The 12,366-nt window shown below is 31.8% G+C and carries 11 protein-coding genes and 1 pseudogene; 4 read left to right on the top strand and 8 right to left on the bottom strand.

All coding sequences use genetic code 11. The features are described 5' to 3' along the window. Window positions 1-120 precede the first annotated feature (120 nt). Entirely contained in the window at window positions 121-636 is a 516-nt protein-coding gene (locus tag B3578_RS13445; protein WP_221853947.1) for a hypothetical protein, read from the bottom strand. A gap of 105 nt (window positions 637-741) precedes the next feature. Here B3578_RS13445 and B3578_RS13440 point away from each other — a divergent pair. From B3578_RS13440 to B3578_RS13430, 3 genes and pseudogenes are all read left to right on the top strand, one after another. Continuing rightward, window positions 742-909: pseudogene (locus B3578_RS13440) on the top strand (glycosyltransferase); the annotation flags it as partial. 16 nt (window positions 910-925) lie between these two features. Next, window positions 926-1,675, top strand: a complete 750-nt coding sequence (locus tag B3578_RS13435; protein WP_312081786.1) for a CpsD/CapB family tyrosine-protein kinase — start codon at window positions 926-928, stop codon at window positions 1,673-1,675. A gap of 5 nt (window positions 1,676-1,680) precedes the next feature. Continuing rightward, window positions 1,681-2,256, top strand: a complete 576-nt coding sequence (locus B3578_RS13430; protein ID WP_291049412.1) for a sugar transferase — start codon at window positions 1,681-1,683, stop codon at window positions 2,254-2,256. A gap of 53 nt (window positions 2,257-2,309) precedes the next feature. On the opposite strand, the gene B3578_RS13425 is transcribed toward B3578_RS13430, so the two are convergent. From B3578_RS13425 to glmM, 4 genes are all read right to left on the bottom strand, one after another. Then, window positions 2,310-3,938, bottom strand: coding sequence for an acyl-CoA carboxylase subunit beta (locus B3578_RS13425; protein ID WP_286495349.1), 1,629 nt, complete (start codon window positions 3,936-3,938; stop codon window positions 2,310-2,312). Between the two features lie 63 nt (window positions 3,939-4,001). Beyond that, window positions 4,002-4,595 (bottom strand): ACP phosphodiesterase, encoded by a 594-nt coding sequence (locus B3578_RS13420; RefSeq protein ID WP_038335367.1) that lies wholly within the window; start codon window positions 4,593-4,595, stop codon window positions 4,002-4,004. 104 nt (window positions 4,596-4,699) lie between these two features. Next, on the bottom strand, window positions 4,700-6,079 hold the full coding sequence (locus B3578_RS13415) for a tetratricopeptide repeat protein (protein WP_291049406.1): 1,380 nt from the start codon (window positions 6,077-6,079) through the stop codon (window positions 4,700-4,702). A gap of 92 nt (window positions 6,080-6,171) precedes the next feature. Further along, a complete protein-coding gene (gene glmM, locus B3578_RS13410) occupies window positions 6,172-7,554 on the bottom strand; it encodes a phosphoglucosamine mutase (protein ID WP_221853943.1) in 1,383 nt (460 codons plus the stop codon). 122 nt (window positions 7,555-7,676) lie between these two features. Between glmM and B3578_RS13405 the strand changes: the two genes are divergently transcribed. Then, on the top strand, window positions 7,677-7,988 hold the full coding sequence (locus B3578_RS13405; protein ID WP_291049401.1) for a GlsB/YeaQ/YmgE family stress response membrane protein: 312 nt from the start codon (window positions 7,677-7,679) through the stop codon (window positions 7,986-7,988). A 66-nt stretch (window positions 7,989-8,054) separates the two neighbouring features. Here B3578_RS13405 and B3578_RS13400 read toward each other — a convergent pair whose 3' ends face one another. The 3 genes from B3578_RS13400 to B3578_RS13390 all read right to left on the bottom strand — a co-directional run bounded on the left by B3578_RS13400 (window position 8,055) and on the right by B3578_RS13390 (window position 12,309). Continuing rightward, window positions 8,055-8,621, bottom strand: a complete 567-nt coding sequence (locus tag B3578_RS13400; RefSeq protein WP_286495352.1) for an acetate uptake transporter — start codon at window positions 8,619-8,621, stop codon at window positions 8,055-8,057. Window positions 8,622-8,834: 213 nt separating this feature from the next. After that, a complete protein-coding gene (yidC, locus tag B3578_RS13395) occupies window positions 8,835-10,679 on the bottom strand; it encodes a membrane protein insertase YidC (RefSeq protein ID WP_291049398.1) in 1,845 nt (614 codons plus the stop codon). Next, entirely contained in the window at window positions 10,657-12,309 is a 1,653-nt protein-coding gene (locus B3578_RS13390; RefSeq protein WP_125349700.1) for a CTP synthase, read from the bottom strand. The genes yidC and B3578_RS13390 overlap by 23 nt, the downstream gene beginning before the upstream one ends. Window positions 12,310-12,366 lie beyond the last annotated feature (57 nt).

Below are 12,366 nucleotides of genomic sequence, written 5' to 3'. Positions count from 1 at the left end.
TGTCATAGAAATCAGAATGACTTTCTTTGTTTATAGCCAATGACTAATAATAATGAAAATTGTCATATTGAGTGATTTTCGTTTCGATAGAATAAGAAAATTGTATCGAAATATCTCAATTTAAATAAATTTAACTTCTATGGCGTCGCCGTGATATTCCTTGAACGAGGCGTCATAGAATTCGATATTCGTGTAACGATATAACAATTCGGTAATTTCTTTTTTCAGAATTCCTTTTCCATAACCGTGAATTAAAATCAATCGAATTTGACTTTCGAACATAGCGCGCTCCACCTCATTTCGTGCAACATCTAATTGTGTTTGTATAATTTGCGCATTATCCAAATCACGCCAATTATCAACTAAATTTTCGATATGCAAATCAATTTCTCGCGTTAAATAAGGATGTCGATGAGATTTGCGAAAAGTCTTAAACTTTGGTTTCGAAAATTCTTTGATTTTCTCATCTCGATATTCTTCATAGTCAATTTCAATATCTTTGATGATTTCATCTTGGCGATACTCATATTCAAAACCAAACTCATCATTAAAGTAAACAAAATCACCTTTCAATTTGGAAATTGTTCCCGAAATATTATCATCTATCACTTTAACTTTTGTACCAATTTTGAACATTCGACTACTTTTTCTGCAAAATTAAGAATTATTTTATGAGTTTTTAAGTTGTTGTATTATTCAATTCAAACTCAATGTTGTATTTTTGTTTATTAAACTAACCAAATGTCAAATCAACATAGAAAAATAAAAGTACTTTTTAGGCTTCGTTCATTAGAAATGGGTGGAGTTCCAATAGTAGTTTTAGATTTGTTGCGAAACTTACCAAAAGATAAATTCGACTTTACTTTGATGCTTAACTTGTATCAAGGCGAATTGATTAAAGAAATTCCTATAACCTTTAGTTGTAATCAACAATCCAAAATCAGGAATTTCTGAATCGTTTAGATCAATTCGTTCTAATCTGAAATATTTATACAAGAATCCAGGACTTGAAGATGATAACAAAACGATTTTAATGACATCATTTATTGGAGGTGAAGGTAAAATTTTCAATGCGATGAATATTGCGAGTTCACTTGGTTCTATGGATAAGAAAACGGTTCTGATTGGATTAGATTTACGTCAACCAAAAATCTTTGATGATTTTAACATTAATAATAAAACAGGTGTAACAGACTATGTTGCGGATGATTTAGAGTTAAATCAAATTACACAACGTACAATTTTACCAAATTTAGATATTATTTCAGCAGGTCCAATTCCTCCAAATCCTTCAGAATTGATTTTGAGTAATCGAATGGATCAATTATTTGCTGAATTGAAAGAGAAATATGAATTCGTAATTATAGATTCACCGCCAATAGGATTAGTAACAGATTCGTACGATTTGATGCTTAACGCAGATTGCACATTGTATGTAACACGTTACAACTATTCGGAGAAAAACTTTATCCATGCAATTTCGAATAAATATGATGAAGGTGAGGTTTCGAATGTCGGAATTATATTCAACGATTTCCAAATTAAAACTGGCTACGGTTACGGATATGGTTACGGCTACGGCTACGGATATTTTGCTGGAGATGAGAATTTTGATAATTCATCATTCGGAAAAATAAAATGTTTAGCTTCTCGAAATAAAAGTAAATTCTTTTAATTGAAATGATCTTAAAGAACATATTTGATTATATACTTGCATTAATCCTACTAATATTTTTAGTTGGGTTAATTGTTTTGTTAATTATCATAAGTTCTATAGATACCAATCAATTTGGCGTTTTTACACAAAAAAGAGTTGGGAAAGACGGAAGATTTTTCAATATTTATAAAATCAGAACGATTAAAGGGGTTTCTAAATCGACAATAACAACCGATCAACATCAAATTTCCAAAATTGGAAAGATTCTTCGAGATTATAAATTAGATGAATTACCTCAATTATTCAATATTCTAATAGGGGAAATGAGTTTTGTTGGACCTCGTCCTGATGTCGCTGGTTATGCAGATAAATTGGTTGGAGAGGATAGATTGGTGTTGAAAGTTAAACCTGGAATTACTGGTCCTGCTCAATTGAAATATTGTAAAGAAGAAGAAATTTTATCCAATGTAAATGATCCAATCAAATATAATGATGAAATTCTTTGGCCAGATAAAGTTAAGATCAATGTAGAATATGTAAAGAATTGGAGTTTTCGACAAGATTTGATTTACATGTTTCAAACAATATTCAAAAAATAAAAAGAGAATCCTAAATTGGATTCTCTTCTATTTTTAAAAATATTTTCGTTTTTCTAAACTTGGATAACACCTAAATTAAATTGTTTTTCAATCGGAGCATGATTCGCAGCTTCAATTCCCATCGAAATCCATTTACGCGTATCCAAAGGATCAATAATTCCATCTGTCCACAAACGTGCCGCAGCATAATAAGGACTTGTTTCATCATTGTATTTTGCTGTAATTTCGTTCAAAAGTTCTTGCTTTTTCACTTCATCAACTTCTACACCTTGCGCTTTCAAAGTCGCTTCTTTTATTTGTAGCAAAACTTTCGCCGCTTGCTCACCTCCCATAACTGCCAATTGAGCCGAAGGCCAAGCCGCAATTAATCTAGGATCATAAGCTTTTCCACACATAGCATAGTTTCCTGCACCATAAGAATTACCAACTATAATCGTGAATTTTGGAACAACAGAATTCGAAACTGCATTTACCATTTTCGCACCATCTTTGATAATACCACCATGTTCAGATTTAGATCCAACCATAAAACCAGTCACATCTTGTAAGAAAACTAACGGAATTTTCTTTTGGTTACAATTCGCAATAAAACGAGTCGCTTTATCCGCAGAATCTGAATAAATCACACCACCGAACTGCATTCCGTCTTTTTTAGACTTCACGATTTTACGTTGATTAGCTACAATTCCAACCGCCCAACCATCAATTCGAGCATAAGTACAAATAATTGATTTTCCATAATCAGGCTTATATTCGTCCAATTCTGAGTTATCAACAATTCTGTTAATAATGTCATACATATCGTACTGCTCAGCACGAGATTCAGGTAAAATACCATAGATTTCTTGCTCATCTAAAGCAGGCTTTGCTGCTTCAATTCGATTAAATCCAGCTTTTTCATAATCACCAATTTTACCAACAATAGATTTTATTCTATCCAACGCATCTTTATCATCTTTTGCTTTATAATCAGTCACGCCAGAGATTTCGCAATGTGTTGTTGCTCCACCTAAAGTTTCGTTGTCAATATCTTCTCCAATAGCTGCTTTTACCAAATAACTTCCTGCCAAGAAAATAGAACCTGTTTTGTCTACAATCATTGCTTCGTCGCTCATAATTGGTAAATATGCTCCACCAGCAACACAACTTCCCATCACAGCAGAAATTTGAGTAATTCCCATTGATGACATGATTGCATTATTGCGGAAAATTCGACCAAACATTTCTTTATCAGGAAAAATCTCATCTTGCATTGGTAAATAAACACCTGCGCTGTCCACCAAATAAATAATTGGCAATTTATTTTCCATCGCAATTTCTTGAGCACGCAAATTCTTTTTACCTGTAATTGGGAACCAAGCACCAGCTTTTACTGTCGCATCATTTGCAACAACAATACACTGTTTACCAGAAATGTAACCAATTTTCACAACAACACCTCCCGAAGGACATCCGCCGTGTTCTTTGTACATTTCATCTCCTGTTAAAGCACCAATCTCTATGTTCGGTTTTTTTTCGTCCAAAAGATAATCAATACGTTCCCTTGCAGACATTTTTCCTTTGCTATGCAACGCATCAATTCTTTTTTGACCTCCGCCAAGGTAAACTTGTTTCAGTTTTTGGCGTAGTTTAGAAAGTAATAATTTGTTATGATCCTCTCTTTTATTAAAAGTTAAATCCATTGTGGTTTTCTGTTTGTTTACAGCCCTAAACTAATGAATTTTATCGAATTCTTAAAATGAAATTTAGACTTGAGAATCAATGAATACAAAGTTCTTGCAATGCGTTTGGATTTGAGGAAAAAATGATAGAAAATCAGTTTCGAGATTAGAATAATTTTTTTCAAATTCGGGAATGATTTGATGTAAATTATTCTCAAATTTTGCTCGACTTCCGATTCCTTTTAATGTTTTTTGAACGCCTTCTATGGTCGAATAATTTTCGAACCAATCATATTTCAACAAATAAAAAATGATTTCTTGTAGTTTTTTTGGAAGCGAATTGTATTCATCCTTAAATAATTGATAACAATCTGATTTGAATTTTTCGAAAGGAGTTTCAGAATAATTATTCCAATATTTAATCAAAAAATAATCATAAATCACATCAATAATAATTGGTGCAAATTTGTGTTGTGTTTCGTGAAAATAACTTGAACTTTGTTTGACAGTTTCGTGAGAATCTGTAAATGTATCAATTGAACGATGCAATAAAATGCCTTTCTGAATATCTTCTGGAAAATCTAAATATTGTTTTCCCTTTACAGTTTCACCAAGCAAATTTCCAATTTGAAGCGATTGATTTCCGAAAGATAAATATTGATGTGCGACAAAGTTCATAAGGCTTGTTTAGTATCATAAAGTTAAGTTTTTTTGAATAAACCTGTGTTATTTTACTGTGAAGAAAAAAGCCATCTAAAAAAGATGGCTTAAGAATTATATTTTTATTCGTTATTTCCAGAAATTTGATTGATTTTTTCTTCTAAAATCGGATAATATTCGATCATAGAATCTTTTAAATTTCGATCCAAACTTAATGCATTTTGCAACGCTTCATTTCCTAATTGATCTTGCTCTGTAATATAATAGACATTACTCAATTGATAGAAAAATTCGGCACGATTAAAATTCTTTAAAGCGCCTGTTAATAAGACTGCAATCGCTTCCTCGTATTCGCCAACAGCAATTAAAGTTTCGACGTAAGCAAACCAAGTATGGAAAACTAAAGGCTTTAATTGAACCAATTTCGAAAGGTTTTTTATAGCTTCCTCAAACTTCATTTGTTTCAGAAAATAGTAAGTTGAATCTGTATAATATTCGTAATTATCGCCATTCAATTCTATCGCTCGCTGAATGTAATATTCGGCTTCTTCAATATTTTCTAATTTGTTGTAAAGCGAAGCTGCTTTTGCCCAAACTTTATCCAATTGCGGATCTTCTTTTATCGCAATATGATAAGCTTTCAACGCTTTTTGTGGTTTCTCTAACTTTTCATACAATTCACCAATTTTCATATGCGTAACAGCAGGCGAATCATCAAATTCTAATGTTTCTTCTAATGTTTCTATTGCCTTGTTGTATTCTCCTAATTCTTCTAAAGAAACTGCTTTGTTAGCATGACCAACAATAGAGTTAGGATTAATCGCAAGCACGTAATCTAACGCATTTATAGCTTCGTCATACATTTTTTTGTGATTGTACAACAGACCAAGTTGCAACCAAGAAACTTCCGAATATGGATTATCGTCAATAAAATCTTTTAGAAACTCGATGCATTCATCAGGATTATGAATTTCTTCGTAGCATTGAATAATAGAGTAGAAAGTATAATCGTTTTCTGGATTGAATTTCAATGCTTTTTTGAAAGCAATTAACGCAGAATGAACTTCATCTAAATTCAAATATTCATTTCCGATACAATTGCAAATAAAATCAGTTTCTTCTTCGTCTATTTGCAAAGCTTCTTCATAAAAATTTATCGCTTTTCGAGGCATATTTTTCAATCCCCAAAAACGTGCTTGTACAAGAAGGTAATCTAATTCGTTTGCAGCTAAATCTTTTAAATCTTTGATGAGTTTTGCAGCTTTTTTTAAATCCTCAGTTGTAAGAAAATATTCGATTCTCTTGATTTTGATATCTATATTCTCGGGATGCATTTTTTCTGCAAAATCCAACGAACGTTTTGCATATTCGCTATCATTTACTTCAAGATAGAACTCAATAATTTCGACCAAATCCTCCGAATCGTAATACTTATATTCACGATTATCAAGCATTTGCTCAAAACCTTCAATTAGCTCGTTATTAAAAAAATCTTCGTCCATAGTGATAGACTAATTTACAAAATAAAATGTGCAAAAATCATAACGAATTGTTAGAGTTTTGCACATTTGTTAAACAATTAAAATAGATTGTTTTAGATGATATTTTTTATGCTTTCGATCATTTTATCAGCTAATTTATTTGCATTTTCTTCTGAGGTACTTTCAGTATAAATACGAATAATTGGCTCTGTGTTTGATTTTCTTAAATGAACCCATTCTGTAGGGAAATCAATTTTAACTCCATCAACCGTATTGATTTCTTCGTTTTTGTAAACTTCTTGAATTTTCACTAACAATTCGTCAACATTGATTTCTGGTGTTAATTCTATTTTCTTTTTCGCCATAAAATAAGCAGGATAAGAAGCTCTAATTTCAGAAACTGATTTATTTTGTTCAGCCAAATATGTCAAGAATAAAGCAATTCCTACTAAAGAATCGCGTCCGTAGTGCAATTCTGGATAAATAATACCACCGTTTCCTTCTCCACCAATTTTAGCGTCAACTTTTTTCATTTCAACTACAACATTCACTTCTCCAACTGCTGATGGCGAATATTTTTGACCATATTTTTCAGAAATATCGCGTAAAGCACGAGAAGATGATAAGTTAGAAACTGTTGCTGAAGGCGTTTTTGATAATACATAATCTGCGACTGCAACTAATGAGTATTCTTCTCCAAACATTTCACCTTTTTCGTCGATAATTGCTAAACGGTCAACATCTGGATCAACTACAATCCCGAAATCAGCTTCTTCGTCGATTACTTTTTTGCAGATATCACCTAAATGTTCTTTTAAAGGCTCTGGATTATGAGGAAAATGTCCGTTTGGCTCGCAATACATATCGTAATGAATCACACCTAAACGTTGTAATAACTTAGGAATTGCAATTCCTCCAGTTGAATTTACCGCATCAATCGCAACTTTGAAATTTTTCTCTTGAATCGCTTTTGTATTCACTAATGGCAAAGCCAAAATTTTCTCGATATGTAAATCAATTGCATCATCAAAAGTTTCATAAGAACCTAAATCATCAACTTCTGCAAATGTATAATCATCTTTATCTGCGAAAGCTAAAATTTGTGCGCCGTCTGCAGCAGAAACAAATTCTCCTTTTGCATTCAATAATTTCAACGCATTCCATTCTTTTGGATTGTGAGAAGCAGTTAAAATAATTCCTCCATCTGCATGCAAATGTGTCACCATAACTTCTACAGTTGGCGTTGTAGATAAACCTAAATCGACAACATTAATTCCTAATCCTTGTAAAGTTGAACAAACTAATTGAGAAACCATTTGTCCAGAAATACGAGCATCACGCCCTACAATTACTTTATATTCTGATTGATTTGATTGATTCTTAAGCCAAGTTCCGTAAGCTGCTGCAAATTTTACAGCGTCTATTGGAGTTAAATTATCTCCTGGTTTTCCTCCGATTGTTCCACGAAAACCTGAAATAGATTTGATTAGAGACATAAATTTTATTTTATAGTGTTACAAATTTACAAATTACAAAAACTTTTCTTATCTTTTTGGAACGATTTTAGTTAAGATTTACTTAACAATTTTTAAAACCATAAAAAATACTATTAATTATGATGACAACTTCATTTATTATGTTAGGTATTACCGGAGTTTGGAGCTTTTTGGTATACTTAGTGTTCGGTTTAATTTGTGCTGGAATTGCTAAAGCAATAATGCCAGGTAAAGATCCGGGAGGATTTTGGGTAACTGCACTTATAGGTATTGTTGGTGCATATTTAGGAGCTTATATGCGTACAATTTTAGGAATTTCTCATGATGGAGAAGTGAGTTTTTTCAGTCCGTTGGATTGGATTTTTTCAATTTTAGGATCATTAATTTTATTATTTATCTGGAAAAAATTATTAGCACCAATGTTTAATAAATAATTCATTACAATTATAAAAAAAATCCTTTATCAGTCTCTGATAAAGGATTTTTTTTATTCATATTATTTATAAAGGAAGAATTGCTTTTTCGTATTTCTGATTAATCATAATTGCAGAAGCTTCGTAAAAAGCAATAAATCCGCAGATGATTCCTGTCCAACCAGCAAAATGTAAAATACTTTGACTTCCTGTAAAGTTACCTGCTGCTAATAACAAGAATAATAAGGTTAACGAACCAAATAATAATTTTCCGACCAAATTACCTTTTAATGTTTGTAAAAAGTTGATTAATGTAAATAATCCCCACATTCCTAAATAACATCCCATTGCATTTCCGTCCGGTTTTTCTACGCCAAACATCGGTGCTAACCATATAAATACAAGTGTTAACCAAAAAGCACCATAAGACATGAATGCAATACTACCAAAGTTGTTTCCTTTTTTCCATTCCATAACGCCAGCCACAAATTGTGCTCCACCTCCAAAGAAAACACCCATTCCCATAATCATACTATTAACAGGAAAAAAGCCTGCATTGTGTATGTTTAATAAAACAGTTGTCATTGCAAAACCAAATAATCCTAAAGGTCCAGGGTTTGCTGTTTGGTCTTTAATCGAGTAAATATTATTCATGTTATTTATTATTTTTAGACAATAATAATCTGAAAATAATAAATAAAAAAGAATTTATTCATAAAAAGTGTGTAACGTACACTACAAAAGTATTTTAAATGAATAAATTATTGATATTTAATAAATTGGTTACTAAAATTTTTATTGTCTTAAATAAATAAAAAAATCCGTTAATTATTATTAACGGATTTTTGAATTTGAAATATAATGTGATTATTTCTTTTTGTTCTTTTGTTGTTGCTCTTGCATTTCTTGAGCTTGTTTCATCATTTCTTGCATTTTCGAAGCAAACTTACCTGTTTTTTTAGGTTTCGTTTTATTTGTTTCGATGATTTGATGAATCTTCGCTTCGTGAATCATATATTTCTTAATATATAACACGATGAAAATATTAATCGCATTGGATACTAAATAATACCAAGATAAACCTGAAGCGTAATTGTTAAGGAATACAAAGAAGAAAACTGGCATTACATACATCATGTATTTCATGAATTGCATGTTTGGCATTCCTTCTTGTTGTGGCATTTGGAAGTTATCCATAGATCCAGAAACTTTAAAATAAATCATCATTGCAACAATGTATAATAAAGCGAATACACTTAAGTGACCATTAAGGAATGGAACCCATTCTGGTAATTTGATTAAATCATCGAATGCTGTTAAATCATCTACGAACCAGAAAGGAACACCTCTCAAGTCGATTAAGTTCGGGAAGAAACGGAATAACGCATAGAAAATAGGAATTTGTAATAATGCTGGTAAACATCCTGCTAATGGATTGATTCCTGCATTACGATAAATTGCCATTGTTTCTTGTTGCTTCTTCATCGCATCTTTTGGATCCTTGTATTTTTCGTTGATTTCATTCAACTCTGGACGAACAACTTTCATCAATGCAGATTGACGGTATTGTTTGTACATAATTGGAGATAAAATCAATTTTACAACGATTGTCATCAAGAAGATTACCCATCCTAAAGGAATACTCATTGCTGCCAACCATTTAAATACATTCAAGAAGAAATATTTATTCAACCAACCAAATAATCCCCAACCAAAGTCAATTAAGTTTTGGAATCCTTTGTCGTTATAATCTTTCAACATTTTATAATCCAATGGAATAAAATCCCATGTGAATTTTGTATTGATTTCATTATTTTTTAACTCTAATTTTGAGTTTAAGTGATAGTGTTTACTATAAGTTAAATCCTCTTTATCAGAGTTTTTAGAACCACCTTTTGTTGTTTTAAACCCTTCATCATTTGATAAAACTGTTGCGAAGAATTGTTGTTTGTTGGCTACCCAAGAAATAGCTTCCTCTTCTTCCCATTCGTCAGAACCAAATAATTCGTATTCGATGTCTTTGTTTCCTTTGAACTGAAAATAAGTATGTGACCAATATTTTTCTTGATCTTTCCCTTTTTCAGTACTGAAACCATCCATTGTCCACGCTAAATCTACATTTTTATCAGAAGTGATGTTAGATAAACCTTGCGTTTTAACTTCGAAATCGATACCATAAGAATCGCCTAATGTATAGATGTATTGAATTTGACTATTTTGCGCATTTGCTGTAAACGTCACAATTGTATTGTTCGCATTTTTCTGTACTTGAGGTACAAAAACTAAATCCGAAACATTAAGAACAGCTCCTTGTTTTGTTTTGAATGATAAATTGAACTTACTTGATCCATCTTTTATCAAATGTAAAGGATCTTTGTGTCCATCTTTTTTGTCATTGTAAGCTGTATATCCAACGATTTGTACGTCAGAAATTTGAGCTCCTTTTGGCGAAAAAGTAACTTTTAGTTTATCATTACTAATTTCAACATCTTTTGCTAATGTAGAATCTACAGTTTGAAAAGCTTGTGTTGTAGCTGTTTTATTTAATTGTTCCTGTTTTTTTGCTTGCTCTTGCTTTTGAACTAATTCTTTTTTCTGAGCTTCGACCTCCGCTTCCGAAGGTTTGTTTAGAAAATAGAATACGCCAAAAAGAATTGCAATTAAAATAAAACCAATCGTTTGGTTAAAATCAAATTTTTTCTCTTGTTGCATTTAATAAATCATTTTGTTTATTCAATAAAGAAGCTTCGATAAAACTTATAAATAAAGGATGTGGCGAAGCAACTGTACTTTTATATTCCGGATGGAATTGTACACCTATATAATATGGGTGTTGATTATGTTCTAAAATTTCTACTAATTCTGTTTCAGGGTTTTTACCAACTGGAATAAAATTGTTTTCAACAAATTCATCGTAAAAATCATTGTTGAATTCATATCTATGACGATGACGTTCTAAGATTTCGGTTGTGTTGTAAATTTTCTCAATTTTTGAATTTGGAGTTAATTCACATTTCCAATTTCCTAAACGCATTGTTCCTCCTTTGTCCGATACATCTTTTTGATCTTCCATCAAACTGATAACTGGATAAGGCGTTGTTAAATCCATTTCTGCTGAATCTGCTTTTTCGTAACCTAAAACGTTACGCGCAAATTCAATTGCCATAATTTGCATTCCCAAACAAATTCCTAATGTTGGAATATTATTTCTTCGTGCATAATTTGCAGCAATTATTTTACCTAAAATACCACGATCTCCAAAACCTGGTGCAATCAAAATTCCCGAAACGCCTTTCAACTGCTCTCCAACATTGTCTTCTGTAATATCACCAGAATATACCCAACGAACTTTTACATTCGTTTCGCAAGTTGCAGCAGCATGTGTAAATGCTTCTGTAATTGATTTATAAGAATCGTGTAACGAAACGTATTTACCAACTAAAGCAATTTCTATTTCGTTTTTAGGATTTTTATGATTTGATAAGAATTTGTTCCAAACTGTAAAATCTGGTTCTTGATCAGTTGGCAAATCTAAGCCTTTTAAAACAACTTCGTCAAAATTTTGTTTATGTAATAAGAATGGAACCTCATAAATTGTGTCTGCATCCATACTTTCGATTACATTTTCTTTGCGAACATTACAGAATAAAGCCAATTTAGCTTTTACATCTTTTGGTAAATGACGCTCCGTACGTGTAACTAAAACATTGGCATGAATACCATTTTCCATTAATGTACGAACAGAATGTTGAGTAGGTTTTGTTTTTAATTCACCCGCAGCAGCTAAATAAGGGACTAATGTTAAGTGAATAACAGAAGAATTATGTTCTCCTAATTCCCAAGTTAACTGACGGATAGATTCGATATAAGGTAAAGACTCAATATCTCCAACCGTACCTCCAATTTCAGTAATGATGATATCATAATCACCTGTATTACCTAATAATTTGATACGACGTTTTATTTCGTTTGTGATATGAGGAACAACTTGAACTGTTTTTCCTAAATAATCTCCACGACGTTCTTTTTCTATAACTGTTTGATAAATACGACCTGTAGTAACTGAGTTAGCACGAGACGTTGCACGGTTCAAGAAACGCTCATAATGTCCTAAATCTAAATCGGTCTCTGCACCGTCTTCCGTAACGTAACATTCTCCATGCTCGTAAGGATTAAGTGTTCCTGGGTCTACATTTATATAGGGATCCAATTTCTGAATTGTTACTCTATATCCTCTTGCTTCTAGTAGCATTCCTAATGATGATGCTACGATTCCTTTTCCTAACGACGATGTTACTCCTCCGGTAACGAAAATGTACTTTGGTGCTTTGTTTGTTTCCATTGAATCTTTAAATCAATGGTTGCAAATTTACGAATAAATAATGGGGTAAAAAAAAGT

The organism is Empedobacter sp. UBA1574, from assembly GCF_002322895.1.
GTDB lineage: Bacteria > Bacteroidota > Bacteroidia > Flavobacteriales > Weeksellaceae > Empedobacter > Empedobacter falsenii_B.
Note: the sequence above shows the minus strand (reverse complement) of the source record. Positions and strands in the feature narration are given on the sequence as shown.

Coding starts and splice junctions, on each gene's coding strand:
- B3578_RS13445 (WP_221853947.1), bottom strand. CDS start 636: ATGTTCAAAATTGGTACAAAAGTTAAAGTGATAGATGATAATATTTCG.
- B3578_RS13430 (WP_291049412.1), top strand. CDS start 1,681: ATGATCTTAAAGAACATATTTGATTATATACTTGCATTAATCCTACTA.
- B3578_RS13425 (WP_286495349.1), bottom strand. CDS start 3,938: ATGGATTTAACTTTTAATAAAAGAGAGGATCATAACAAATTATTACTT.
- B3578_RS13420 (WP_038335367.1), bottom strand. CDS start 4,595: ATGAACTTTGTCGCACATCAATATTTATCTTTCGGAAATCAATCGCTT.
- B3578_RS13415 (WP_291049406.1), bottom strand. CDS start 6,079: ATGGACGAAGATTTTTTTAATAACGAGCTAATTGAAGGTTTTGAGCAA.
- glmM (WP_221853943.1), bottom strand. CDS start 7,554: ATGTCTCTAATCAAATCTATTTCAGGTTTTCGTGGAACAATCGGAGGA.
- B3578_RS13405 (WP_291049401.1), top strand. CDS start 7,677: ATGACAACTTCATTTATTATGTTAGGTATTACCGGAGTTTGGAGCTTT.
- B3578_RS13400 (WP_286495352.1), bottom strand. CDS start 8,621: ATGAATAATATTTACTCGATTAAAGACCAAACAGCAAACCCTGGACCT.
- yidC (WP_291049398.1), bottom strand. CDS start 10,679: ATGCAACAAGAGAAAAAATTTGATTTTAACCAAACGATTGGTTTTATT.
- B3578_RS13390 (WP_125349700.1), bottom strand. CDS start 12,309: ATGGAAACAAACAAAGCACCAAAGTACATTTTCGTTACCGGAGGAGTA.